Source organism: Pseudomonas benzenivorans, from assembly GCF_033547155.1.
Taxonomy (GTDB): Bacteria; Pseudomonadota; Gammaproteobacteria; order Pseudomonadales; family Pseudomonadaceae; genus Aquipseudomonas; species Aquipseudomonas benzenivorans_B.
Window position 1 is genome coordinate 238,606 of the sequence record NZ_CP137892.1, and the last position, 23,379, is coordinate 261,984.

General features: G+C 68.5%; 24 protein-coding genes and 1 other RNA gene. 15 read left to right on the plus strand and 10 right to left on the minus strand.

Annotation, left to right across the window (positions count from 1 at the left end; translation table 11 throughout):
• Positions 1-31 precede the first annotated feature (31 nt).
• Entirely contained in the window at positions 32-1,498 is a 1,467-nt protein-coding gene (ubiD, locus tag SBP02_RS01145) for a 4-hydroxy-3-polyprenylbenzoate decarboxylase (protein ID WP_318644587.1), read from the plus strand.
• Entirely contained in the window at positions 1,498-2,466 is a 969-nt protein-coding gene (locus SBP02_RS01150) for a CDP-6-deoxy-delta-3,4-glucoseen reductase (protein WP_318644588.1), read from the plus strand. Before ubiD ends, SBP02_RS01150 begins: the two co-directional genes overlap by 1 nt.
• Before the next feature lie 53 nt (positions 2,467-2,519).
• Here SBP02_RS01150 and SBP02_RS01155 read toward each other — a convergent pair whose 3' ends face one another.
• Positions 2,520-3,497 carry an NADPH:quinone oxidoreductase family protein gene (locus tag SBP02_RS01155; RefSeq protein ID WP_318644589.1) on the minus strand — a complete coding sequence of 326 codons (978 nt, stop codon included), beginning with the start codon at positions 3,495-3,497 and terminating at the stop codon, positions 2,520-2,522.
• Positions 3,498-3,652: 155 nt separating this feature from the next.
• On the opposite strand from SBP02_RS01155, the gene SBP02_RS01160 reads away from it, so the two are divergent.
• Positions 3,653-4,057 (plus strand): flagellar basal body-associated FliL family protein, encoded by a 405-nt coding sequence (locus SBP02_RS01160; RefSeq protein WP_318644590.1) that lies wholly within the window; start codon positions 3,653-3,655, stop codon positions 4,055-4,057.
• 25 nt (positions 4,058-4,082) lie between these two features.
• Here the strand turns inward: SBP02_RS01160 and SBP02_RS01165 are convergent, their stop codons facing one another.
• The gene (locus tag SBP02_RS01165) at positions 4,083-4,532 is read right to left on the minus strand and encodes an EVE domain-containing protein (RefSeq protein ID WP_318644591.1); all 450 of its coding nucleotides are present in this window, start codon (positions 4,530-4,532) and stop codon (positions 4,083-4,085) included.
• Positions 4,533-4,730: 198 nt separating this feature from the next.
• Here SBP02_RS01165 and SBP02_RS01170 point away from each other — a divergent pair, with 198 nt between their 5' ends.
• Positions 4,731-4,862 carry a hypothetical protein gene (locus SBP02_RS01170; protein WP_318644592.1) on the plus strand — a complete coding sequence of 44 codons (132 nt, stop codon included), beginning with the start codon at positions 4,731-4,733 and terminating at the stop codon, positions 4,860-4,862.
• 56 nt (positions 4,863-4,918) lie between these two features.
• On the opposite strand, the gene SBP02_RS01175 is transcribed toward SBP02_RS01170, so the two are convergent.
• The 4 genes from SBP02_RS01175 to SBP02_RS01190 form a co-directional block, all read right to left on the minus strand.
• Positions 4,919-5,515 (minus strand): 5-formyltetrahydrofolate cyclo-ligase, encoded by a 597-nt coding sequence (locus SBP02_RS01175; protein WP_318644593.1) that lies wholly within the window; start codon positions 5,513-5,515, stop codon positions 4,919-4,921.
• 48 nt (positions 5,516-5,563) lie between these two features.
• Positions 5,564-5,742: non-coding RNA, 6S RNA (gene ssrS, locus SBP02_RS01180), on the minus strand.
• A gap of 32 nt (positions 5,743-5,774) precedes the next feature.
• On the minus strand, positions 5,775-6,089 hold the full coding sequence (locus SBP02_RS01185; protein WP_318644594.1) for a cell division protein ZapA: 315 nt from the start codon (positions 6,087-6,089) through the stop codon (positions 5,775-5,777).
• A complete protein-coding gene (locus SBP02_RS01190) occupies positions 6,086-6,295 on the minus strand; it encodes a TIGR02449 family protein (RefSeq protein ID WP_208707910.1) in 210 nt (69 codons plus the stop codon). Before SBP02_RS01190 ends, SBP02_RS01185 begins: the two co-directional genes overlap by 4 nt.
• Positions 6,296-6,441: 146 nt before the next feature.
• Here SBP02_RS01190 and SBP02_RS01195 point away from each other — a divergent pair, with 146 nt between their 5' ends.
• The 10 genes from SBP02_RS01195 to gcvP all read left to right on the plus strand — a co-directional run bounded on the left by SBP02_RS01195 (position 6,442) and on the right by gcvP (position 18,994).
• Entirely contained in the window at positions 6,442-6,993 is a 552-nt protein-coding gene (locus SBP02_RS01195) for a YecA/YgfB family protein (protein ID WP_318644595.1), read from the plus strand.
• A 34-nt stretch (positions 6,994-7,027) separates the two neighbouring features.
• On the plus strand, positions 7,028-8,362 hold the full coding sequence (gene pepP / locus SBP02_RS01200) for a Xaa-Pro aminopeptidase (protein ID WP_318644596.1): 1,335 nt from the start codon (positions 7,028-7,030) through the stop codon (positions 8,360-8,362).
• Between the two features lie 4 nt (positions 8,363-8,366).
• Positions 8,367-9,554: a 2-octaprenyl-6-methoxyphenyl hydroxylase gene (gene ubiH / locus SBP02_RS01205; protein WP_318644597.1), complete on the plus strand. Its 1,188-nt coding sequence runs from the start codon at positions 8,367-8,369 to the stop codon at positions 9,552-9,554.
• 8 nt (positions 9,555-9,562) lie between these two features.
• Positions 9,563-10,045: a DUF4442 domain-containing protein gene (locus tag SBP02_RS01210; protein WP_318644598.1), complete on the plus strand. Its 483-nt coding sequence runs from the start codon at positions 9,563-9,565 to the stop codon at positions 10,043-10,045.
• 9 nt (positions 10,046-10,054) lie between these two features.
• A complete protein-coding gene (locus tag SBP02_RS01215; RefSeq protein ID WP_318644599.1) occupies positions 10,055-11,272 on the plus strand; it encodes a 2-octaprenyl-3-methyl-6-methoxy-1,4-benzoquinol hydroxylase in 1,218 nt (405 codons plus the stop codon).
• A gap of 170 nt (positions 11,273-11,442) precedes the next feature.
• Positions 11,443-12,444, plus strand: a complete 1,002-nt coding sequence (locus tag SBP02_RS01220) for an extracellular solute-binding protein (protein WP_318644600.1) — start codon at positions 11,443-11,445, stop codon at positions 12,442-12,444.
• A 148-nt stretch (positions 12,445-12,592) separates the two neighbouring features.
• A complete protein-coding gene (locus SBP02_RS01225; RefSeq protein WP_318644601.1) occupies positions 12,593-14,209 on the plus strand; it encodes an ABC transporter permease in 1,617 nt (538 codons plus the stop codon).
• A gap of 240 nt (positions 14,210-14,449) precedes the next feature.
• Complete coding sequence (gene gcvT / locus SBP02_RS01230; RefSeq protein ID WP_318644602.1) at positions 14,450-15,547, plus strand: glycine cleavage system aminomethyltransferase GcvT; 1,098 nt, start codon at positions 14,450-14,452, stop codon at positions 15,545-15,547.
• A 96-nt stretch (positions 15,548-15,643) separates the two neighbouring features.
• Positions 15,644-16,033 carry a glycine cleavage system protein GcvH gene (gcvH, locus tag SBP02_RS01235; RefSeq protein ID WP_318644603.1) on the plus strand — a complete coding sequence of 130 codons (390 nt, stop codon included), beginning with the start codon at positions 15,644-15,646 and terminating at the stop codon, positions 16,031-16,033.
• Between the two features lie 84 nt (positions 16,034-16,117).
• The gene (gene gcvP, locus SBP02_RS01240; RefSeq protein WP_318644604.1) at positions 16,118-18,994 is read left to right on the plus strand and encodes an aminomethyl-transferring glycine dehydrogenase; all 2,877 of its coding nucleotides are present in this window, start codon (positions 16,118-16,120) and stop codon (positions 18,992-18,994) included.
• Positions 18,995-19,048: 54 nt separating this feature from the next.
• On the opposite strand, the gene SBP02_RS01245 is transcribed toward gcvP, so the two are convergent.
• The 4 genes from SBP02_RS01245 to SBP02_RS01260 form a co-directional block, all read right to left on the minus strand.
• Entirely contained in the window at positions 19,049-19,354 is a 306-nt protein-coding gene (locus tag SBP02_RS01245; RefSeq protein WP_318644605.1) for a DUF2388 domain-containing protein, read from the minus strand.
• Between the two features lie 104 nt (positions 19,355-19,458).
• Positions 19,459-19,908, minus strand: a complete 450-nt coding sequence (locus SBP02_RS01250; protein WP_318644606.1) for an NfeD family protein — start codon at positions 19,906-19,908, stop codon at positions 19,459-19,461.
• A gap of 3 nt (positions 19,909-19,911) precedes the next feature.
• Positions 19,912-20,862, minus strand: coding sequence for an SPFH domain-containing protein (locus SBP02_RS01255; protein ID WP_318644607.1), 951 nt, complete (start codon positions 20,860-20,862; stop codon positions 19,912-19,914).
• A gap of 91 nt (positions 20,863-20,953) precedes the next feature.
• Positions 20,954-22,543: a L,D-transpeptidase family protein gene (locus tag SBP02_RS01260; protein WP_318644608.1), complete on the minus strand. Its 1,590-nt coding sequence runs from the start codon at positions 22,541-22,543 to the stop codon at positions 20,954-20,956.
• A gap of 131 nt (positions 22,544-22,674) precedes the next feature.
• Between SBP02_RS01260 and SBP02_RS01265 the strand changes: the two genes are divergently transcribed.
• Positions 22,675-23,376 (plus strand): murein L,D-transpeptidase catalytic domain family protein, encoded by a 702-nt coding sequence (locus SBP02_RS01265; RefSeq protein WP_318644609.1) that lies wholly within the window; start codon positions 22,675-22,677, stop codon positions 23,374-23,376.
• The last annotated feature ends 3 nt before the right edge of the window (positions 23,377-23,379 follow it).

Consider the following 23,379-nt stretch of genomic DNA (forward strand, 5'->3'; position numbering starts at 1 on the left):
CCCACTGGCTGGCCCGAGACGAGGCTCCTGCATGCAGTATCGCGACCTGCGCGACTTTATCCGTGGCCTGGAGGCGCGCGGCGAACTCAAGCGTATCCACACGCCGGTTTCCCCGGTGCTGGAAATGACCGAGATCTGCGACCGCACCCTGCGCCGCGGCGGCCCGGCACTCTTGTTCGAGCAGCCCACGGGCTTCGCCATGCCGGTGCTCGGCAACCTGTTCGGCACGCCCAAGCGGGTGGCCCTGGGCATGGGGGCCGAGGAGGTCGGCGAGCTGCGCGAGATCGGCAAGCTGCTGGCCTTCCTCAAGGAGCCGGAGCCGCCGAAGGGGCTCAAGGACGCCTGGTCCAAGCTGCCGATCTTCAAGAAGGTCCTGGCCATGGCGCCCAAGGTGCTCAAGGACGCGCCCTGCCAGGAGGTGATCGAGGAGGGCGAGGACGTCGACCTGGGCAAGCTGCCGGTGCAGACCTGCTGGCCCGGCGATGTCGGCCCGCTGATCACCTGGGGCCTGACCGTCACCAAGGGGCCGAACAAGGAGCGGCAGAACCTCGGCATCTACCGCCAGCAGGTGATCGGCCGCAACAAGCTGATCATGCGCTGGCTCAGCCACCGCGGCGGCGCCCTGGATTTCCGCGACTGGTGCGAGAAATACCCGGGCCGGCCCTATCCGGTGGCCGTGGCCCTCGGCGCCGATCCGGCGACCATCCTCGGCGCCGTCACCCCGGTGCCCGACAGCCTCTCCGAATACGCCTTCGCCGGCCTGCTGCGGGGCAACAAGACCGAGCTGGTCAAGTGCCGCGGCAGCGAGCTGCAGGTGCCGGCCAGCGCCGAGATCGTCCTGGAGGGGGTGATCCACCCCGGCGAGATGGCCGACGAGGGGCCCTACGGCGACCACACCGGCTACTACAACGAGGTCGACCGCTTCCCGGTGTTCACCGTCGAGCGCATCACCCGCCGCCGTGAGCCGATCTACCACAGCACCTACACCGGGCGGCCGCCGGACGAGCCGGCGATCCTCGGCGTGGCGCTCAACGAAGTCTTCGTGCCGATCCTGCAGAAGCAGTTCCCCGAGATCACCGACTTCTACCTGCCGCCGGAAGGCTGCTCCTACCGCATGGCGGTGGTGACCATGAAGAAGCAGTACCCGGGCCACGCCAAGCGGGTGATGCTCGGTGTCTGGTCGTTTTTGCGACAGTTCATGTACACCAAGTTCGTTATCGTCACCGATGACGACGTCGATGCGCGGGACTGGAACGACGTGATCTGGGCCATCACCACGCGCATGGACCCCAAGCGCGACACGGTGCTGATCGACAACACGCCGATCGACTACCTGGACTTCGCCTCGCCGGTCTCCGGCCTGGGCTCGAAGATGGGGCTGGACGCCACCCACAAGTGGCCGGGCGAAACCACGCGCGAATGGGGCCGCGCCATCGTCCAGGACGAGGCGGTCAAGCGACGGGTCGACGAACTATGGAACGAGTTGGGAATCGATTGATGCGTGTCACTCTGCAACCTTCAGGCGCGGTGCTCGAGGCTCGGCCCGGTGAGCGCATCCTCGACGCCGCCCGGCGCCTGGGCTACGACTGCCCGCAAAGCTGCCGCAACGGCAACTGCCATATCTGCGCGGCATTGCTGGTCGAGGGGCGGGTGCGTCAGGGCGATGCCGAACTGGATCATGGCGAGCTGCTCACCTGCCTGGCCGAGCCGCTGGGCGACTGCGTGCTGCACTGGGACGGGGTGATGGCGCCCGGCGAACTGGCGGTGCGCGAGCTGAGCTGCCAGCTGATCGCCTGCGAGGCGGTGGGCGGCGACGTGTTCCGCGTGCAGCTGCGTACGCCGGCGGGCAAGAACCCGCGCTATCACGCCGGCCAGTACCTGCTGCTGCAGCGCGAGGACGGCGAGTTCGCCGCCTTTTCCCTGGCCTCGGCGCCGCACCGCGGCCGCGAGCTGGAGCTGCATATCCTGGCCCGCGACGAGGCGACCCGCGGTCTGCTGGCCTTCCTCCGTGGCCAGGGCTTTGCCCGGGTGCAGTTGCCGTTCGGCGACACCCACCTGGCCGAGCTGCCGGAGGGCCCGCTGGTGCTGATCGCCGCCGGCACCGGCATGGCACAGATGCACAGTCTGATCGAGCATTGTCGCGCCGCCGGCTTCAAGCATCCGGTGCACCTGTACTGGGGTGCCCGGCGGCCCGAGGATTTCTACCAGCTGCCGTGCTGGAGCGATTGGCAGGGGCTGGACAATCTGTTCCTGCACCAGGTGGTCAGCGACCAGTGTGGCTGGGCGGGCCGCTGCGGCCTGCTGCACGAGGCGGTGCGCGAGGACTTCGCCGACCTCAAGCCGCTGCACGTCTACGCCAGCGGCTCGCCGGCGATGGTCTACGCGACCCTGGATGCGCTGGTCGAGGCCGGCATGGACGCGCACCAGATGCGTGCCGACGTGTTCGCCTATGCACCCAGGGGCTGAGCGCCGTTCATGAAAAAGGCCGCCAGTTTGGCGGCCTTTTTCGTTGGCGCGGTCTACCTGACCCGGACCACCAGCTTGCCCACCGCCTGGCGCCGCCCGAGGCAGTCGATCGCCGCGCCGGCCTGTTCCAGCGCGAAGGTCTGCGAGACCAGCGGCTTGAGTTTGCCCTCGGCATGCCAAGCGAACAGCTGCCGGAAGTTGGTGGCGTTGTCCTGGGGCTGGCGCTGGGCGAAGGCGCCCCAGAACACCCCGACCACCGCAGCGCCCTTGAGCAGGGCCAGGTTGACCGGCAGTTCGGGGATGCGCCCGCTGGCGAAGCCGACCACCAGCAGGCGGCCGTTCCAGGCGATGCTGCGGATGGCGGCGTCGAACAGGTCGCCGCCCACCGGGTCGTAGATCACGTCGGCGCCCTGACCGCCGGTCAGGCGCTTTACCTCGTCCTTCAGGCTCTGCTCGCTGTAGTCGATCAGTTCGTCGGCCCCCGCGGCCCTGGCCACCTCCAGTTTCTCCGCGTTGCTGGCCGCGGCGATCACCCTGGCGCCCATGGCCTTGCCGATCTCCACCGCGGCCAGGCCGACGCCGCCGGAGGCGCCGAGTACCAGCAGGGTCTCGCCGGGTTGCAGCTTGCCCCGCTGCTTGAGTGCGTGCATCGAGGTGCCGTAGGTCATGCCGAAGGCGGCGGCGCTGACGAAGTCCATGCTCGGCGGAACGGGCATGACGTTGTAGCCGGGCACCGCGACCTGTTCGGCGAAGCTGCCCCAACCGGTCAGGGCCATGACCCGGTCGCCGACCTTGAGGTGGCCGACCTTCTCGCCGACCGCCTTCACCACGCCGGCGGCTTCGCCGCCCGGGGAGAAGGGGAAGGGCGGCTTGAACTGGTACTTGCCTTCGATGATCAGGGTGTCGGGGAAGTTGACCCCGGCGGCGTGGATCTCGAGGAGCACTTCGTTCTTCTTCGGCTCGGGGTCGGGGGCATCTTCCAGGACCAGGGTTTCGGCGGGGCCGAAGGCTTTGCACAGCACGGCTTTCATCGGATTCGTCCTCTTGGGGTATGGCCCGCAGTGTAGGAAGGCGGTTCCGGCGGTCAACGAGCATGGCCCGGCCTGATGGCGCGGCATAAGCATCGGGCTTGGGCGCCGGCCCGGCAATGGCTATGCTAGGGCGCAACCTAGTGGAGATCTCGCTCGTGAAAGTCCTTATCGCTGCACTGTTCGCCCTGTCGCTGCCCCTGTCGGCCCTGGCCGAAGAGGAGGAGAAGGCCGCCGCACCGCAGGTGATCTACCACAACCTGTTCCCGGCCCTGGTCGGCAACTTCGGCAGTGGGCCGAAGCTGAAGTTCTACAAGGCCGATGTGGCGCTACGGGTCAGCGGGCCCGAGGCTCAGGCCAAGGTGACGCACCATGAGCCGCTGATCCGCAATCAGCTGGTGATGCTGTTCGCCCAGCAGACCGAGGAAGGCCTGAGTGCGCCGGATGCCAAGGAGGTCCTGCGTCAGGAGGCGTTGAAGCAGGTGCAACAGGTGCTCACCCAGGAAGAGGGGCTGCCGGTGGTCGAGGACCTGCTGTTCAACAACCTGATCCTGCAGCGCTGACGAGGGGCTGCGCGGCGCCCTGCACCTAGCGCAGGGCGAGGATGGCTGCCCACTGCTCGGCGTTGACCGGCATCACCGACAGACGGCTGCCGCGCTGCACCAGGGGCAGCTCGAGCAGGGCGCTTTGCTGCTTCAGTTCGGCCAGCGGGATGACCCGGGCGAAGGCCTCGACGAAGCGCACGTCGACCGCGCTCCAGGGGTTCTTCTCGGCGCTGGCCTTGGCGTCGAAGTAGTGGCTGTGCGGGTCGAGCGCGCTCGGATCGGTATAGGCCGTCCGGCTGATGGCAGCGATCCCGGCGATGCCGGGCTCGGGGCAGCTGGAGTGATAGAAGAAGAACTCGTCGCCGGCCTGCATACTGCGCAGGAAGTTGCGCGCCTGGTAGTTGCGCACCCCGTCCCAGCGGGTTTCGCCGAGGCGCTGCAGGTCGTGGATGGAGAGTTCGTCCGGTTCCGATTTCATCAGCCAGTAAGGCATGAACTTTGCTCCCTTTGCTCGGTCCATTTAGCGAACCTATGGTCGTAAGTGCAGTCGACAACCGTTTGGCGCCTGATATTGCGAGGTGCTCGAGGTTGGCCGACAATGCCGGCCCTCGCGCCAGGCAGCTCATTCGGCCGATAAGAAAAACGCCGCCGGTCCACCGTGCGCAGTGTGCCTTGAAGGGGGAGGCATTCGATGAAACGCAAGCCAGATCTACTGTGGGTATTGGTCATACTGTTCAGCCTGGGCATGGTTACTACGGGTTACACCCAGAGCCTGTGGGAGCGCCAGAGTCAGGCGCCCGCCGAGGTCACCCAGCAGCCCTGAGGCCGCAAGCCCTGGCATCCCGGCGCCGCGGTTGACGCGGTGCCGGGATGCCGCCTTCAGTACCAGCCCTTGTCCGTCACCGTCGCCTCGAGCGGCACGTCCCAGCTGGCCATGGTCAGCCGATCCACCTGCTGGCATTCGTGGGCCAGGCCCAACAGGGTCGGCTTGTGCCAATTTTTGCGCATGTCGCGATAGCCGAGGCTGCGGTCGTAGAAACCGCCGCCCATGCCCAGGCGGCCGCCATGGCGGTCGAAACCGACCAGCGGCAGCAGGATCAGATCCAGTGCCCAGATCTTGCGCTGCTGCGCCCGGCTGCGCTTGGGCTCGGGAATGCGGAAGCGGTTCGGGATCATTTTTTCGTGAGCGCGTACTCGCTGGAACACCATCTTGCTGCGCGGCCAATGGTTGAGCACCGGCAGGTAGGTGGCCTTGCCGCGCCGCTGGGCGGCGCGCAGCAGTGGCCTGGGGTCGATCTCGCCGTCGTTGGGCAGGTACAGGGCGATGTGCCGCGCGCGGCGAAAGCGTGGGTGATGGCTCAGTTGGCGATACAGGCCCTGCGCGGCGCGGCGCTGGGCCGGTGCGTCGAGGGCGCTGCGGGCCTTGCGCAGCAGGCGGCGCAGTTGCGCACGGGTCAGGTCGTTGGCTTCGAGCATATCAGGCAGGATACCGGTTGCCGGGGCAGGGCAGCAGGCAGAAAGAGGTGGCTCCCCGACGTGCCGCTGTCGGTTTAGCCCTTGAACCCGAGAGTTCAAGGTGGAGGTTGCAGGAGGCGTTAAGGCTTTCCGTCAGGCGGACATGCACACCTGCCTCAACATGCAACCCCCGGGTTTGTGCGTATCGGCTCAGGGACATCACCGACTGGCGCACACTCCAGGGAGCGGCGCCAGTATACCCGAAACCGTGGCGTTGCAATCAGGCACCTTGGCCATCGCCGTCATTGGCCAGAGCAAGGTCGACCCGCTCGAGCAGGCTGCGCACCTGGTTGCGGGTCGAACTCGAATGCTGCTCCAGGTCTTGCTGCTTGTGCAGCAGCTCATGGGAGATGTTCAGGGCGGCCATCACGGCGATGCGGTCGGCGCCGATGACCTTGCCGCTGGAGCGGATCTCGCGCATCTTGCCATCCAGGTAGCGCGCAGCACTTTCCAGGTTGGCGCGTTCGTCCGGCGGACAGGCGATGCAATATTCTTTGTCCAGGATGTGGACGGTGACGGTATTCGACTGGGTCATGAGTCCTGCTCCAGGGCTTTGAGGCGCGAAATCATCGATTCGACCTTGTGCCGGGCCATTTCGTTCTTTTCGATCAGATGGGCGCGTTCTTCGCGCCAGGCCTTTTCATTCGCCAGGAGGAGTCGGTTGTGGGCCTTAAGCTGCTCGACGCGCTGGATCAGCAGGTCCAGCTTGGTCGTAAGGGCGTGCAGATCGGCGTCTTCCATGGGCTCTCGCTAAGGCAAGGATTGACCGGACTATATAGGCGCGACGGGCGATGGGGTCAAACCCGCCGATGGTCTTGCCGCGCCTGCCGGTGCTAGGATACGAGGCCTCCATTCTAGTGATTGCGCCGTCTGGCGCCTAGTTATCTATGTCGACTTCCAGTTCCGCCTACGCCGCCTTTGCCGCGCTGCTCGCCAGCAGCACCAATCCCGTTTCCCCCGCCGAGTTGCACGGCCTGCTGCTGGGGCGCAGCTGCGCCGGCGCCGGCTTCGATGTCGACGGCTGGCTGGTGGACGCCGCCGAGTTGCTGGGCGAGGCCCCGCAGGACAACGTGCGCCAGGCGCTGATCGGCCTACAGGAGATGGTCAAGGGCGAGCTGGCCGGCGACGAGATCGCCGTGGTGCTGTTGCTGCCGCCGGACGAGGCGCCGCTGCAGGAGCGGGCCAAGGCCCTGGGCCAGTGGTGTCAGGGCTTTCTCGGCGGCTTCGGCCTGACCGCCGGCGACCAGGCCCTGAGCGCCGAGGCCATGGAGGTGCTGCAGGACCTGTCGGCCATCGCCCAGGTGCAGAATGCCCTGGAGGAGTCGGAGGACGGCGAGAACGACTATATGGAAGTGATGGAATACCTGCGCGTCGCCCCGCTGCTGCTGTTCAGCGAGTGCGCCAAGCCGGTGGCGGCCGCCAAGCCGTCGCTGCACTGACTCCTCCCCCCCCTCGCACTGGACCGTCCTGCCCATGACCAGCATCCCCAAGTCGGAATACGCCCGTCGGCGCAAGGCGCTGATGGCGCAGATGGAGCCCAACAGCATCGCCATCTTGCCGGCCGCGCCGGTGTACATCCGCAACCGTGACGTCGAGCACGTCTACCGCCAGGACAGCGACTTCCAGTACCTCTCCGGCTTTCCCGAGCCGGAGGCGGTGATCGCCCTGATTCCCGGCCGCGAACACGGCGAATACGTGTTGTTCTGTCGTGAGCGCGATCCCGAACGCGAGCTGTGGGACGGCCTGCGCGCCGGCCAGGACGGCGCCATCGCCCAGTACGGCGCCGACGATGCCTTCCCCATCGGCGACATCGACGACATCCTCCCGGGCCTGATCGAGGGCCGCGAGCGGGTCTACTACGCCATGGGCACCAACCAGGAGTTCGACCGCCACCTGATGGAGTGGATCAACCAGATTCGCTCCAAGGCGCGCCAGGGCGCCCAGCCGCCCAACGAATTCGTCGCCCTCGATCATCTGTTGCACGACATGCGCCTGTACAAGAGCGCCGCCGAGGTCAAGGTGATGCGCGAGGCCGCGCAGATATCCGCCCGTGCCCACATCCGCGCCATGCAGGCCAGCCGCCCGGGCCTGCACGAGTTCCATCTGGAGGCCGAGCTGGACTACGAGTTCCGCAAAGGCGGGGCGAAGATGCCGGCTTACGGCTCCATAGTCGCCGCCGGCCGGAACGCCTGCATCCTGCACTACCGCGAGAACGACGCGCCGCTCAAGGATGGCGACCTGGTGCTGATCGACGCCGGCTGCGAGATCGACTGCTACGCCAGCGACATCACCCGCTGCTTCCCGGTCAACGGGCGCTTCTCCGCGGAGCAGAAGGCCATCTACGAGCTGGTGCTGGCGGCCAACGAGGAGGCGTTCAAGTACATCGCCCCGGGCAGGCACTGGAACGAGGCCCACGAGGCGACCGTGCGGGTGATCACCGCCGGCCTGGTGGAGCTGGGCCTGCTCGAGGGCGAGGTCGAGGAGCTGATCGCCAGCGAGGCCTACAAGCCCTTCTACATGCACCGCGCCGGCCACTGGCTGGGCATGGACGTGCACGATGTCGGCGACTACAAGGTCGGCGGCGTCTGGCGCGAACTCGAAGTCGGCATGGCCATGACCGTCGAGCCGGGCATCTATATCGCGGCCGATAACCCGAACGTGGCGAAGAAGTGGCGCGGCATCGGCGTGCGTATCGAGGACGACGTGGTGGTGACCAAGGACGGCTGCGAGATCCTCACCACCGATGTGCCCAAGAGCGTCGCCGAGATCGAGGCGCTGATGGCCGCGACCCGCAGCGAGGTGGCCTGAGGCCATGTCGCGGGTCAACCTGGCGATCATCGGCGGCGGCCTGGTCGGCGCCAGCCTGGCCCTGGCCCTGCAGGCTGCGGCCAAGGCGCGCGGTTGGCAGATCTTCCTGATCGAGGCCTTCACCCCCGGCGAGGGTTACCAGCCCAGTTACGATGCGCGCGCCACCGCGCTGTCCTATGGTTCGCAGCAGATCTACCAGCGCCTGGGTATCTGGCAGCAGATTGCCCGGCGCGCCGAGCCGATCCAGCAGATCCATGTCTCCGACCGTGGCCGCTTCGCCGCGGCGCGTCTCAGCGCGCTGGAGGAGGGGGTGCCGGCGCTGGGCTACGTGGCGGAGAACGCCTGGCTCGGCCAGTGCCTGTGGCAGGCCCTCGACGCCGAAGTGGTCAGCTGGCGTAGCCCGGCCCAGGTGACCCGGCTGGAGGCGCTGGCGGACGGCTACCGACTGACCCTGGACGACGAGTCCTGCTTGGAGTGCGACCTGGCGGTGCTGGCCGACGGCGGCCGCTCGGGGTTGCGCGAGCAGCTCGGCATCGGCGTCAGCCATCGGCCCTATGGGCAGAGTGCGCTGATTGCCAATCTCACGCCGCAGGAAGCCCACCGCGGCCAGGCCTTCGAGCGCTTCACCGAGGACGGGCCCATGGCCCTGCTGCCGCTGCCGGAGAACCGCTGCGCCTTGGTCTGGACGCGGGCCGAGGCAGACGCCGAGCGTTTGCTGCGCCTGGGCGAGACGGCCTTTCGCGACGAGCTGCAGCAGGTCTTCGGCTATCGCCTCGGCGCCATTCGCCAGGTCGGTGCCCGCCACCTCTACCCCCTGGTGCTGACCGAGGCCCAGGAGCAGGTGCGCCCGCACCTGGTGGTGCTCGGCAATGCCGCCCACAGCCTGCACCCGATCGCCGGTCAGGGCTACAACCTGTCCCTGCGCGATACCCAGGCCCTGGCCGAGGCGCTGTTGGCCAGCCGTGCGCCGTTGGGCGATTTCGCCGTACTGCAGGGCTACCTGCGGCGGCAGCGGGGCGATCAGCAGCTGACCCTGGGCTTCTCCGACCGGGTCACCCGGCTGTTCAGCAATGGCGAGCCGCTGCTCGCCGCCGGGCGCAATATCGGCCTGCTCGGCCTGGATCTGCTGCCGCCGGCCAAGCGCTGGTTCGCCCGCCAGGCCATGGGCCTGGGCACCCGCGCGCAGCCTTGAGTCGGCGCATGGACACGGGCCGCTCGGCGCGCAAGGCGCGCTGGTTGCGCTGGGCGCTGAACCTCTACCCGCCCTACCTGGGCGCCGGCATCCGGGTGCGGCATATAGGCGCGGACTGGCGCCTGGTGCGGGTCAATCTGGGCCTGAGCTGGTACAACCGCAATTACGTCGGCACCCAGTTCGGCGGCAGCCTCTACGCGATGACCGATCCCTTCTTCATGCTCATGCTGCTGGAGAATCTCGGCGCCGATTACATTGTCTGGGACAAGGCCGCCAGCATCGACTTCGTCGCCCCGGGGCGTGGCCCGGTGTACGCCGAGTTCCGCCTCGACGACGCCCTGCTGGCGGAGGTTCGCGCCCGTACCGCCGGTGGCGATAAATACTTGCCCGAGTTGCAGGTCGAGGTGCGCGATGGCGCCGGCGAGCTGGTGGCGCGGGTGCACAAGACCCTCTACGTGCGGCTCAAGCCCCGTGCGCGACAGGCTGATTAAGGAATGGACATGGATGCGGATCTGATCATCGTCGGCGCCGGTATGGTCGGCAGCGCCCTGGCGTTGGCCCTGCAGGATGCCGGTCTGGAGATTCTGCTGGTGGACGGCGGGACGCTCAGCGTCGCCCCCTTCGAGCGCAGCGCGGCCTTCGAGCCGCGGGTCAGCGCGCTCTCGGCGGCCAGCCAGCGGGTGCTCGAGCGCCTCGGCGTGTGGCCGGGCATCGTCGCCCGGCGCGCCAGCGCCTATGCCGAGATGCGCGTGTGGGATGGCGCCGGCACCGGGCAGATCCACTTCAGCGCCGCCAGCGTGCACGCCGCAGTGCTCGGTCACATAGTCGAGAACCGCGTGGTGCAGGATGCCCTGCTCGAGCGCCTGCACGACAGCGACATCGGCCTGCTGGCTGGGGCGCGCCTGGAGCGCCTGCGCCGCTCCGGCGATGGCTGGCTGCTGAACCTGGCCGATGGCCGCGAATTGCGCACGCCGCTGCTGGTGGCCGCCGACGGCGCCCACTCGGCGGTGCGCCGTCTGGCCGGTTGCGCCACCCGCGAGTGGGATTACCTGCACCATGCCATCGTCACCAGCGTGCGCTGCACCGAGCCGCACCAGGCCACGGCCTGGCAGCGTTTCACCGACGACGGCCCGCTGGCCTTCCTGCCGCTCGACTCCGGCGACGACCAGCACTGGTGCTCGATCGTCTGGTCGGTGCTGCCGAGCGAGGCCGAGCGCCTGATGGCCCTGGACGACGGCGCCTTCTGTCGTGAGCTGGGCCGCGCCTTCGAGTTGCGCCTGGGCACGGTGCTGCACGCCGACAAGCGCCTGTGCATTCCGCTGCGCCAGCGCCACGCCAAGCGCTACGTGGAGGAGGGCTTGGCGCTGATCGGCGATGCCGCCCACAGCATTCATCCGTTGGCCGGGCAGGGGGTCAATCTCGGCTTCCTCGACGCCGCCGTGCTCGCCGAGGTGCTGGGGCATGCCCTGGGGCGCGGCGAGCGCCTGGCCGAGGAGCGGGTGCTGAGCCGCTACGAGCGCCGGCGCATGCCCCACAACCTGGCGATGATGGCGGCGATGGAGGGCTTCGAGCGATTGTTCCAGGCCGATCCGCTGCCGCTGCGCTGGCTGCGCAACGCCGGCCTCGACTGGGTCGATGGCCTGCCCGAGGCCAAGGCCCTGTTCGTTCGCCAGGCCCTCGGCCTGTCCGGCGACCTGCCCGAGCTGGCGCGCCCCTAGTGGCTTCGGCATGCCCCGGGGTGCCGTCTTCCGCTGGGCTGCCTGACGGCCGAGTGTCGGGCTCGGTGATGGCGACCCGCGGTCGGCAGTGACGAGACCGAGTTGAGAAACTAAATGGGATTCACTAGTATTCTTTGCCTCAATTCTCCTAAGCAGTAGAGGCAGGATCCATGCAAGCAAGCAAGCGTCTGTTCGCCGCTCTCACCCTCACCGCGCTGGCCGGTGCCGTGCAGGCCGCCGATGAAGTGGTGGTCTACTCCGCCCGTATCGACGAGCTGATTAAGCCGGTATTCGATGCCTATACCGCCAAGACCGGCGTGCCGGTGAAGTTCATCACCGACAAGGAGGCGCCGCTGCTGGCCCGCCTCAAGGCCGAGGGCGAGAACACCCCGGCCGACATGCTGATCACCGTGGACGCCGGCAACCTCTGGCAGGCCGAGCAGGAAGGCGTGCTCAAGCCGTTGCAGTCGGCGGTGATCGAGCAGAACATCCCGGCCCAGTACCGCTCCAGCACCGGCAGCTGGACCGGCCTGTCGCTGCGCGCGCGGACCGTCGTCTATTCCACCGAGCGGGTGCAGCCGAGCGAGCTGACCACCTACGAAGCCCTGGCCGACAAGAACTGGGAAGGCCGCCTGTGCCTGCGCACCAGCAAGAAGGTGTACAACCAGTCGCTGACCGCCACCCTGATCGAGACCCATGGCGCGGCCAAGACCGAGGAGATCGTCAAGGGCTGGGTGAACAACCTGGCCACCGATGTGTTTCCGGACGACACCGCGCTGATCCAGGCCATCGATGCCGGCCAGTGCGACGTGGGTATCGTCAATAGCTACTACTTCGCCCGCCTGCACAAGCAGAACCCGGATCTGAAGGCCAAGCTGTTCTGGCCCAACCAGAATGACCGCGGCGTGCACGTCAACCTGTCCGGCGCCGGCGTGACCAAGCACGCGCCCCACGCCGAGGCGGCCCAGCAGCTGCTGGAGTGGATGACCGGTGACGAGGCCCAGGGTCTGTTCGGCGCGCTGAACCAGGAGTTCCCGGCCAACCCGAAGGTCGCCCCGTCCGACGAGGTCGCCGCCTGGGGTAACTTCAAGGCCGACAGCATCCCGGTGGAAGTGGCCGGCAAGCGCCAGGCCGAAGCCACCATGCTGATGGATCGCGCCGGCTGGAACTGATGACGGCCGGGTAGGGGGGGGCGCTTTTTACATCCACCGCCCTCGGGTGGAAACGCTTCGCGGCTTTCCACCCTACGGCCAACCGGCTTTATACTCCCGACGCCCCGGCCTGACCGGGGCGTCGTTTTTTCCGCTCCGAGGAATCCGCGTGGCCCACCCTGCCCAGCGTCGCTGGTATCCCATCGCCTTCGCCGTCGCCCTGCTGGTGCTGTTGCCGCTGAGCGTGCTGCTGCTGAGCTGGCATGAGGTGGACCGGCAGATCTGGGCGCACCTGTGGCAGACCCAGATGCTGCGCCTGCTCGGCAACACCCTGGTGCTGGTGCTCGGTGTCGGCGTCGGGGTGACCCTGCTCGGGGTCAGCCTGGCCTGGCTCACCAGCCTCTGCGAGTTTCCCGGCCGGCGCTGGCTGGACTGGGCGCTGATGTTGCCGTTCGCCATCCCCGCCTATGTCCTGGCCTTCGTCTTCGTCGGTCTGCTGGACTTTGCCGGGCCGCTGCAGAGCCTGCTGCGCGACTGGTTCGGCAGCGGCCTGCGCCTGCCGCGGGTGCGCTCCACCGGCGGGGTGATCATCGTCCTGGTGCTGGTGTTCTATCCCTATGTCTACCTGCTTGCGCGGGGCGCCTTCCTGGCCCAGGGCAAGGGCCTGATGGAGGCCGCACGGGTGCTGGGCCTGAGCCCCTGGCGGGCGTTCTGGCGGGTGGCCCTGCCGGTGGCGCGGCCGGCCATCGGCGCGGGCCTGGCCCTGGCGATCATGGAGACCTTGGCCGACTTCGGCGCGGTCTCGGTGTTCAACTTCGACACCTTCACCACGGCGATCTACAAGACCTGGTACAGCTTCTACAGCCTGACCAGCGCCACCCAGCTGGCCAGCCTGCTGCTGCTGGGCGTGATGCTCGCGCTCTACGGCGAACGCCGGGCCCGCGGCGCGGTGCGGCCGAGCAACGAGCGGCCGCGGGGCAAGGCGCTGTACCACCTCAAGGGTGGCCAGGCGCTGGCCGCCAGTGCCTGGTGCGGGCTGGTGTTCGCCTGCGCCTTCGTCATCCCGGTGCTGCAGCTGCTGGTGTGGTTCTGGCAGCGCGGCCGCTTCGACCTGGACGAGCGCTACAGCGCGCTGATCCTGCACACCCTCTACCTCGGCGGGCTGGCCGCGCTGATCACCGTCGGCGTGGCCCTGCTGCTGGCATTTTCCCGGCGCCTGGCGCCGACCCGGCCGATGCGCTCGCTGGTCGGCCTGGCCAATCTCGGCTATGCGCTGCCCGGCTCGGTGCTGGCGGTGGCGATCATGCTGGCGTTCAGCTACCTGGACCGCCATCTGGTGATCCCCCTGTCCGCCTGGCTGGGCGGGCCGGCCCAGCCGCTGCTGCTGGGCAGCCTCTCGGCACTGCTGCTGGCCTACCTGATCCGCTTCATGGCGGTGGCCTATGGCCCAGTGGAGAACAGCCTGGCGCGGATCCGCCCGTCGCTGCCGGAGGCCTCGCGCAGCCTCGGGATCGGCGGTGTCGGGCTGTTCCTGCGGGTCTACCTGCCGTTGCTGGTGCCGGGGGTGTTGTCGGCGGCGCTGCTGGTGTTCGTCGATGTGCTCAAGGAGATGCCGGCGACCCTGCTGATGCGCCCCTTCGGCTGGGACACCCTGTCGGTGCGGGTGTTCGAGATGACCAGCGAAGGGGAGTGGGCGCGCGCCGCCCTGCCGGCCCTGACCCTGGTACTGGTCGGACTGCTGCCGGTGATTCTGCTGATTCGCCGCTCCGCCCGGCGTATCGGCTAGTCGGGACGGGACGCGGCGTGTCCGCGTAGTCCGCACGGCGAGGCATTCGCCGCGTCAGCCGCGCCATGAGGCCATCGGCCAAGATGACCCGCTCCGACCTTGCGGCTACAATGCGCGCCATTCGCCACGGGCCGTCATCCGGACCGGGTGCGCGACCCCCGTGCCAGTGCCCTGTTTCAGCAGGCTCAGCCGGGCTTCGGCACCTGCCCGCGGCTCTGCCAAGCCCGCAAGGAGACATCCATGGGACAGCGCACAGCTCTTTACGACCTGCACCTCGCCTTGGGGGCGAAGATGGTCGACTTCGGCGGCTGGGACATGCCGCTGCATTACGGCTCGCAAGTCGAGGAGCACCATCAGGTGCGCCGCGACTGCGGGGTCTTCGATGTCTCCCACATGTGCGTGGTGGACGTCGGCGGCGACCAGGCCCAGGCCTTCCTGCAGCACCTGCTGGCCAACGATGTGGCGCGCCTGCAAGCACCCGGCAAGGCCCTCTACACTGCCATGCTCAACGAGCAGGGCGGGGTGGTCGACGACCTGATCGTCTACCTGACCGGCACCGTCGACGCCCGGCCGAGCTACCGCCTGGTGGTCAACGCCGCCACCCGCGCCAAGGACCTGGCCTGGATGCGCCAGCAGAGCAGCGGCTTCGCCGTCGAGCTGCAGGAGCGCGGCGAACTGGCCGTGCTCGCCATCCAGGGCCCCCAGGCACGGGCCAAGACCGCCGAGCTGGTGACCCAGGCCCGTGCCGCGCTGATCCACGAACTGAAACCCTTCCAGGGCCTGGCCGAGGGCGACTGGTTCATCGCCCGCACCGGTTACACCGGCGAGGACGGGCTGGAGATCATGCTGCCGGCCGACCAGGCGATGGCCTTCTTCAACGACCTGGTCGGCGCCGGCATCTCGCCGATCGGCCTGGGCGCGCGCGACACCCTGCGCCTGGAGGCCGGGATGAACCTGTATGGCCAGGACATGGACGACAACGTCTCGCCGCTGGCCGCCAACATGGCCTGGACGGTGGCCTGGGAGCCGCAGGCGCGTCAGTTCGTCGGTCGCAGCGTGCTGCAGGCGCAGCGGGCGGCGGGCAACCAGCCCAAGCTGGTCGGCCTGGTACTGGAGGAGCGCGGCGTACTGCGTGCCCATCAGATGGTGCGGGTCGAGGGCCTGGGCGAGGGCGAGATCACCAGCGGCAGCTTCTCGCCGACCCTGAACAAGTCCATCGCCCTGGCGCGGGTGCCGGCGGCCACCGCCGAGCGTGCCGAGGTGGAGATTCGCGGCAAGTGGTACCCGGTGCGGGTGGTCCAGCCGAGTTTCGTGCGCCATGGCAAGGCGCTGATCTAGGCGCCCGGTTTTCCGACGCAAGGCCGACGCCCTGGCGAGTGCCTGCTAAATTTTCCAGACGGCGCGGTCGCCGTCATGTCTGATGAGGAACGAAACATGAGTACTATCCCCGCCGATCTGCGTTACGCCACCAGCCACGAGTGGGCTCGTCTGGAGGCGGACGGCAGCGTTACCGTCGGTATCTCCGACCACGCCCAGGAGGCCCTGGGCGATGTGGTGTTCATCGAACTGCCGGACGTCGGCAAGACCCTGACCGCCGGCCAGGAAGCCGGGGTGGTGGAATCGGTCAAGGCCGCCTCCGACATCTACTCGCCGATCGGCGGCGAGGTGATCGCCATCAACGAGGCCCTGGCCGACAGCCCCGAGAGCGTCAACGGCGACCCCTACGGCAGCTGGTTCTTCAAGCTCAAGCCGAGCGATGTCAGCGAGCTGGACAAGCTGCTCGACGCCGCCGGCTACCAGGCCAAGGCCGACGCGGACGCCTGATCCTCCGGGCAGAACTCTGAGTTTTTCCTAAGCTGATAGAGCCTCGCATCGTCGAGGCTTTGTCTTTTTAGCAGAGTGATGGCCATGTCCCAGACCCCCCGCCTTTCCCAGTTGCAGCAGCCCGACGCCTTCCTGCGTCGCCACCTAGGGCCGGACGAGGCCGAGCAACAGGCCATGCTGGCCGCCCTCGGGCTGCCCAGTCGCGCGGCGCTGATCGAGCAGACGGTGCCGCCGGCGATCCGCCTGAAGCGCCCGCTGGAGCTGCCGGCGGCCCTGGACGAGCAGGCCGCCCTGGCCAAGCTGCGGGGCTACGCCGAGCAGAACCAGGTCTGGACCAGCCTGATCGGCATGGGCTATCACGGCACCCTCACCCCCACGGTGATCCTGCGCAACGTGCTGGAAAACCCCGGTTGGTACACCGCCTACACGCCCTACCAGCCGGAGATCGCCCAGGGGCGCCTGGAGGCGCTGCTGAACTTCCAACAGCTGACCATCGACCTGACCGGCCTGGAGCTGGCCAGCGCCTCGCTGCTCGACGAGGCCACCGCCGCCGCCGAAGCCATGGCCCTGGCCAAGCGCGTGGCCAAGAGCAAGAGCAACCTGTTCTTCGTCGACCAGAACTGTCACCCGCAGAGCATCTCGGTGGTGCGCACCCGCGCCGAGGCCTTCGGTTTCGACCTGGTCGTCGATACGCCGGACAGGCTCGGCGAGCAGCCGGTGTTCGGCGCATTGCTGCAGTACCCCGATAGCCACGGCGAGATCCGCGACCTGCGCCCGCTGATCGAGCGGTTGCATGCCCAGGATGCCCTGGCCTGCGTGGCCTGCGACCCGCTCAGCCTGCTGCTGTTGACCCCGCCGGGCGAACTGGGCGCCGACGTGGCGTTCGGCTCGGCCCAGCGTTTCGGCGTGCCCATGGGCTACGGTGGCCCCCATGCGGCCTTCTTCGCCACCCGCGATGCCTTCAAGCGGGCCCTGCCGGGGCGGATCATCGGCGTGTCCAAGGACAGCCGCGGCAACCTGGCCCTGCGCATGGCGCTGCAGACCCGCGAGCAGCACATCCGCCGCGAGAAGGCCAACTCCAACATCTGCACCGCCCAGGTGCTGCTGGCCAATATCGCCAGCTGCTACGCGGTCTACCACGGTCCCGAGGGCCTCAAGCGCATCGCCCAGCGGGTGCACCGGCTGACCGCCGTGCTCGCCGCCGGCCTGGCGCAGCACGGCATCGCCCGCGACAACCGGCACTTCTTCGACACCCTGACCCTGGACGTCGGCGGCAGCCAGGCGGCGATCATCGAGTCGGCCCGGGCCGCGCGCATCAACCTGCGCATCCTCGGCCGCGGCAAGCTCGGCGTCAGCCTCGACGAGACCTGCGACGAGCAGACGGTCATGCAGCTGTTCGCCATCTTCCTCGGCGCCGACCACGGGCTGGAGGTGGACGTGCTGGATGCCGGAGAGATCGATGACGGCATCCCCGCCGCCCTGGCCCGTCGCAGCGGCTATCTGAGCCACCCGGTGTTCAATGCCCACCACAGCGAGACCGAGATGCTGCGCTACCTCAAGCAGCTGGAGAGCAAGGACCTGGCCCTGAACCAGGCGATGATCCCGCTCGGCTCCTGCACCATGAAGCTCAACGCCACCAGCGAGATGATCCCCATCACCTGGCCGCAGTTCGCCGATCTGCACCCCTTCGCGCCCCAGGACCAGGCCCAGGGCTACCGTTTGATGATCGACGAGCTGGAGTCCTGGTTGTGCGCCATCACCGGCTTCGACGCCATCAGCATGCAGCCCAACTCCGGCGCCCAGGGCGAGTACGCCGGGCTGCTGGCGATCAGGCGCTACCACGAGAGCCGCGGCGACAGTCAGCGCAACATCTGCCTGATCCCGGCCTCGGCCCACGGCACCAACCCGGCCTCGGCGCAGATGGCCAGCATGCGGGTGGTCATAGTCGAGTGCGACGACGCGGGCAACGTCGACCTCGACGATCTCAAGCGCAAGGCGGCCGAGGCCGGCGAGCAGCTGGCCTGCCTGATGGCCACCTACCCCTCGACCCACGGGGTCTACGAGGAGGGTATCCGCGAGATCTGCCAGGTGATCCACGCCCAGGGCGGCCAGGTGTACATGGACGGCGCCAACATGAACGCCCAGGTCGGCCTGACCCGCCCGGCCGATATCGGCGCCGACGTCTCGCACCTGAACCTGCACAAGACCTTCTGCATCCCCCACGGCGGCGGCGGTCCCGGCATGGGGCCGATCGGCGTGCGCGCGCACCTGGCCCCCTTCGTGCCCAACCATCCGGTGGTCGAGCTCGAGGGCCCGGACCCGCAGAACGGCGCGGTCAGCGCGGCGCCCTGGGGCAGCGCCAGCATCCTGCCGATCAGCTGGATGTACATCGCCATGATGGGCCCGCAGCTGGCGGACGCCACCGAGGTGGCGATCCTCAGCGCCAACTACCTGGCCAACCAGCTGGGCGGCGCCTTTCCGGTGCTCTACAGCGGGCGCAACGGCCGGGTGGCCCACGAGTGCATCCTCGATCTGCGCCCGCTCAAGGCGCAGACCGGGATCAGCGAGGAGGATGTGGCCAAGCGCCTGATGGACTACGGCTTCCACGCGCCGACCATGTCCTTCCCGGTGCCCGGCACCCTGATGGTCGAGCCGACCGAGAGCGAGAACAAGCATGAGCTGGACCGCTTCATCGAGGCCATGCTGAGCATCCGCGCGGAGATCGCCAAGGTGCAGAACGGCGAGTGGCCGGCCGAGGACAACCCGCTCAAGCAGGCGCCGCATACCCTGGCGGACCTGCTCGGTCCCTGGCGGCGGCCCTACGGCATCGAGGAGGCGGTGACGCCGACCGCGCACTGCCGGGCATACAAGTACTGGCCGACGGTCAACCGGGTGGACAACGTCTACGGCGACCGCAACCTGTTCTGTGCCTGCGTGCCGCTGGACGCCTATCGGGAGTGAGGATGCTCGAACGCATGCGGCCACCGCTGGGCGGCCGCATGCGCTGTGCCGCGACTAGTGCGGCTCGGCGGCGAGTATGGCGGCGGCCAGCTCCAGGTCGCTGGCCTGCAACTCGGGGTGGTCGCGGCGCAGCTGCTGCAGCGCCGCCTCCAGGTAGGGGCCGCGGATCTGCCCGGCGCTGGCGATGAAGCTGCTGGCGTCGTCCTGGGCGGGCACTATGAGCTTCTTGTCCTTGAAGGTCAGGTAGGTCGAGGCGGTCGTCGCCCCGGACGACAGCACGTCGCGCCAGAAACTGTCGGCGAAGGCCGGCGCGGCGGCGAGGGACAGAGCGGCGAGCAGGGGCAGGCTGAGACGGCGCATGGAGGTGACTCCCGAGCGGTGGTGATATTCCTCAGAGTCGCCGGCAGCCTGCGGGTTCCGGCGGGTCGACCGAAGGCTCCGTCGCCTCGGCTGTGCCGCGGCCCCTATGCCGCCGCCTCGACCCTGAGTAGCACGCCGTCCTGGCCGACCACCCGGACCCGGCTGCCCGTCGGCAGGTCCGGGCCGCTGACCAGCCACAGCGTGTCGCCGGCCTTGATCTTGCCGCGTCCGCCGCTGATCGCCTCATGCAGGGGGAACTCGCGGCCGAGCAGTTCGCTGCCACGGGCATTCAGCCCGGGCTGGTCGGAAGGCTTGGCTGCGGTGCGCTGACGGCGCCACCAGAGCACCGCGGTGAGCACCGAGAACAGGCCGAACAGGAGGAACTGCAGGGCCCAGGGCAGCTCTGGGAACAGGTAGGTCAGCACGCCGACGCCGGCGGCGGCCAGGCCGATCCATAGCAGGTAGCCGCCGGCGCCGAACACCTCGAGGATCAGCAGCAGGGTGCCGACGGCCAGCCAGTCCCAGAACGCCAGGTGTTGCAGGTAGTCCCACATGGCTCAGCCCTTCTGCTCGCCCGGGGCGCCGCCGGCATGGGTCGCCCCGGCGAAGGTGGCCCGGACTATCTCGCCGATGCCGCCCACCGCGCCTATCACCTGGCTGGCCTCCAGCGGCATCAGGATCACCTTGCTGTTGTGGGCGCTGGCCAGCTGGCCCAGGGCGTCGACGTACTTCTGTGCGACGAAGTAGTTCACCGCCTGCACGTTGCCGCTGGCGATGGCTTCGGACACCACCCGGGTCGCCTCGGCCTCGGCGGTGGCGGCGCGCTCGCGGGCCTCGGCCTCGAGGAAGGCGGCCTGGCGCTCGCCCTCGGCTTCGAGGATCTGCGCCTGCTTCTTGCCCTCGGCGGTGAGGATTTCGGCCTGGCGGCGACCCTCGGCCTCGAGGATCTGCGCGCGCTTGAGGCGCTCGGCCTTCATCTGGCTGGCCATGGCCTCGACCAGGTCGGTGGGCGGGGTGATGTCCTTGATCTCGATGCGGGTGATCTTGATGCCCCAGGGCGCGGTGGCCTCGTCCACGGTCTTGAGCAGGCGCTCGTTGATCGCGTCGCGCTGGCTGAGCATGGCGTCCAGTTCCAGGGAGCCGAGTACGGTGCGGATGTTGGTCATCACCAGGTTGCGGATGGCGTGTTCGAGGTTGTTCACCTCGTAGGCGGCCTGGGCCGCGTTGATCACCTGGAAGAAGCACACCGCATCGATCTGCACGATGGCGTTGTCGGCGCTGATGACTTCCTGCGGCGGGATGTCCAGCACGGTTTCCATGACGCTGAGCTTGCGGCCGATGCGGTCCATCACCGGCACTATGATGTTCAGTCCTGGCTTGAGCGTGTTGGTGTAGCGGCCGAAGCGCTCCACCGTCCACTGCGAGCCCTGGGGCACCACCTTGAAACCCATGAAAACCACGGCCACGGCGAGGCCGACGAAGAGAAAGATGACGCTGCCGATTTCCATGGAACCGAACTCCTTGTGCGTGCTGTGCGGACCGGGCGCGATTGTATGCCTATAGTCGCTGCCGTGCCGAAGTGCCACCTCAGCCTGTGAATCAGTGCCCAGCCTGGTTCAGCGCGGTGAGCAGGGCGGCGTCCCGGGCATAGAAATCGTTGCGCAGTATCAACGCGCCGTCGGCGGCCACCTGGGCGGTCCAGTAGGCCATGACGATCGGCAGGCGTCGGGTGATCGGATAGCTCTGGGTGCGCCGGCTGGCCAGGCGTCGGAGGATTTCCGCGCAGTCGTCGGCCGGCAGCAGGGTCTGCAGCAGCTCCAGGATGCCCTCGATGCGCACGCAGCCGGAGCTGAAGGCGCGCGGCGACTTGGCGAACAGGTGCCGGCTCGGTGTGTCGTGCAGGTAGACCGAGTAGGGGTTGGCGAAGCGGATGGCCAGTTGGCCGAGCGGATTAGTCGGCCCGGCATCCTGACGCAGGATGATCCTCCCCGGGTTCTCCCAGTCGATGCCGGCCGGGTCGACGGGGTTGCCGGCATAGTCGATCACCCGTAGCTGATGGCGTTCCAGGTAGCTCGGGTCGCGGAGAATCTCCGGCAGCTTGTCCTCGCGCAGGATGGTCGGCGGCACGCTCCAGGTCGGGTTGAGGGTCAGGCGGCTGACCAGCGACTTGAGCTGTGGAGTCTGCCGATCCGGGCGGCCGACCACGGTGCGGCCCTGCCAGAGCAGCCGGTGATCGCGGTAATAGCTCAGCAGGCCGCCGGCGATGTCCACCAGCAGGGTCTCCGCCTCGATGTCGCCGGCCAGCCAGCGCCAGCGTTCCAGATTGACCCGTAGCTGGTCGAGGCGCTCGGCGGCGCTGGTGTTCAGGGCGTGCAGGGTCGCGGGGCCGACCAGGCCGTCGGCCTGCAGACCATGATTCGCCTGAAAGCGCAGAACCGCGGCCAGCAGGGGTGGATCATAAAGGTCGTTGTCAGACGCCGGGCGTGACTCCAGATAACCTTCCGAGACCAGACGAGTCGCCAGCTGCGCCACCCGCGCATCGCGCATGCCGGGGCGCAGCAGGCGCCCGGGGGCGATGGGGGTCCATTCGGCCGGGGGCTGGCGGCGACGCTCGGCGTAGGCGCGCCGCAGCGCCTGGTATTGGGGAAGAGCGGGGCGGGCCCCGTTGAATGCCTGCGCCGGCTCATCCAGGCCGCGCCAGGCCAGCTCCAGCAGGTCGGGGCGGGGGATCGGAGAGAGGCTGTCCGGCGCGCGCCAGAACGGCTCGATCGACGCCTGTGGCAGGCGCCCGTAGGCCAGGTGCTGCAGTGCCTGCAGGTAGCTGCGGCTGGCCAGCAGGTCGGCGCAGGCGCGCTGCTGGGCGGACGGCCCGGGCGCTTCGGCGGGGGCGGCGAGTGGGTAATCGGCCGGGTCCAGGCCGTCGTCGCGCAGTTGCGTCAGCTCGTTCAGCAGGGCCGTCCGTCGGCCGGGTTGCTGCCAGAGGGGGGCGAAGCCGTGCCGGGCATAGAGGCGCTGGAGCAAACCGCGGGGCTGCAGCTCGCCAGCCGCGATCCCTGGGGCGCAGGCCTCCGGGCGTTGTGCGAAGGTCAGGCGAATGGCGTCGGCCGATCGCTCGTCGGCGCCCTGGGCGAGGGCTGCAGAGGCCAGCAGACAGCCGGTGATGAGCCCATGTGCGGATTTTTTGTACACTTGTCGACTCCAGCCCATGGTTCGCTAGCCCGTCTAGTCGAACAGGCTTTTAGCCAATCCGCAAACCATGGCCGCAGCCGATTGGAGCCCGATACCCTAGGGACCAGGAGCAAGGCTTCGATGGGGGGAGTGTGACCAGACTGCTTCGACGCCTGTGCCTGCAGGCTGTGCTTTCCTACCTGCTGGCAGCGCCTCTGCAGGCCGGTACGCCGACGGCGGATTTGGTCGACAGCCTGGCGCGGGTCGCCCCCGGGCTGGACCGCCAGGTGCTACGCCATGCCGTGGCGGCGATGCAGTGCGCGGTCAACCATGGCGCCGACCAGGCCCAGCGCCTGGCGGTGATCGACTATTCGCAGCCGTCCACGGTGCGGCGCCTGTGGATATTCGACCTGCAGCGCAAGCAGCTGGTGCTGCGCGACCTGGTCGCCCACGGGCGCCTGTCCGGGGAGAATCACGCCAACCGCTTCTCCAATGTGGTCGGCAGCTTCCAGTCGAGCCTGGGGCTGTTCCGTGCGGCCGAGAGCTATCGCGGCAAGCATGGCTACTCGTTGCGCCTGGACGGCCTGGAACCGGGGGTCAACGATCGCGCCCGCGAGCGGGCCATCGTCATCCACGGTGCCGAGTATGTCGATCCGCGCCTGGCCGACAGCCAGGGGCGCATCGGGCGCAGCCTCGGCTGTCCCGCGGTGCGCCCAGAGGTCGCGCGCCTGGTGGTGGACCAGCTCAAGGAAGGGCAGTTCGTCTTCGCCTGGTACCCCGATCGGCGCTGGCTGCAGAACTCCGCCTACCTCAACTGTCAGCCGCAGCAGGTGGCGGCCGTCCTCGGCCGTTGAGCC

Bases quoted from the DNA above. Each gene is read 5' to 3' on its own strand.
- SBP02_RS01245 (WP_318644605.1), bottom strand. From the start codon at position 19,354: ATGCGCCGTCTCAGCCTGCCCCTGCTCGCCGCTCTGTCCCTCGCCGCC.
- SBP02_RS01250 (WP_318644606.1), bottom strand. From the start codon at position 19,908: ATGTGGGACTACCTGCAACACCTGGCGTTCTGGGACTGGCTGGCCGTC.
- gcvT (WP_318644602.1), top strand. From the start codon at position 14,450: ATGGGACAGCGCACAGCTCTTTACGACCTGCACCTCGCCTTGGGGGCG.
- SBP02_RS01150 (WP_318644588.1), top strand. From the start codon at position 1,498: ATGCGTGTCACTCTGCAACCTTCAGGCGCGGTGCTCGAGGCTCGGCCC.
- gcvH (WP_318644603.1), top strand. From the start codon at position 15,644: ATGAGTACTATCCCCGCCGATCTGCGTTACGCCACCAGCCACGAGTGG.
- SBP02_RS01170 (WP_318644592.1), top strand. From the start codon at position 4,731: ATGAAACGCAAGCCAGATCTACTGTGGGTATTGGTCATACTGTTCAGC.
- SBP02_RS01175 (WP_318644593.1), bottom strand. From the start codon at position 5,515: ATGCTCGAAGCCAACGACCTGACCCGTGCGCAACTGCGCCGCCTGCTG.
- SBP02_RS01165 (WP_318644591.1), bottom strand. From the start codon at position 4,532: ATGCCTTACTGGCTGATGAAATCGGAACCGGACGAACTCTCCATCCAC.
- gcvP (WP_318644604.1), top strand. From the start codon at position 16,118: ATGTCCCAGACCCCCCGCCTTTCCCAGTTGCAGCAGCCCGACGCCTTC.
- SBP02_RS01155 (WP_318644589.1), bottom strand. From the start codon at position 3,497: ATGAAAGCCGTGCTGTGCAAAGCCTTCGGCCCCGCCGAAACCCTGGTC.
- SBP02_RS01255 (WP_318644607.1), bottom strand. From the start codon at position 20,862: ATGGAAATCGGCAGCGTCATCTTTCTCTTCGTCGGCCTCGCCGTGGCC.
- SBP02_RS01210 (WP_318644598.1), top strand. From the start codon at position 9,563: ATGGACACGGGCCGCTCGGCGCGCAAGGCGCGCTGGTTGCGCTGGGCG.
- pepP (WP_318644596.1), top strand. From the start codon at position 7,028: ATGACCAGCATCCCCAAGTCGGAATACGCCCGTCGGCGCAAGGCGCTG.
- SBP02_RS01185 (WP_318644594.1), bottom strand. From the start codon at position 6,089: ATGACCCAGTCGAATACCGTCACCGTCCACATCCTGGACAAAGAATAT.
- SBP02_RS01215 (WP_318644599.1), top strand. From the start codon at position 10,055: ATGGATGCGGATCTGATCATCGTCGGCGCCGGTATGGTCGGCAGCGCC.
- ubiD (WP_318644587.1), top strand. From the start codon at position 32: ATGCAGTATCGCGACCTGCGCGACTTTATCCGTGGCCTGGAGGCGCGC.
- SBP02_RS01190 (WP_208707910.1), bottom strand. From the start codon at position 6,295: ATGGAAGACGCCGATCTGCACGCCCTTACGACCAAGCTGGACCTGCTG.
- SBP02_RS01220 (WP_318644600.1), top strand. From the start codon at position 11,443: ATGCAAGCAAGCAAGCGTCTGTTCGCCGCTCTCACCCTCACCGCGCTG.
- SBP02_RS01195 (WP_318644595.1), top strand. From the start codon at position 6,442: ATGTCGACTTCCAGTTCCGCCTACGCCGCCTTTGCCGCGCTGCTCGCC.
- ubiH (WP_318644597.1), top strand. From the start codon at position 8,367: ATGTCGCGGGTCAACCTGGCGATCATCGGCGGCGGCCTGGTCGGCGCC.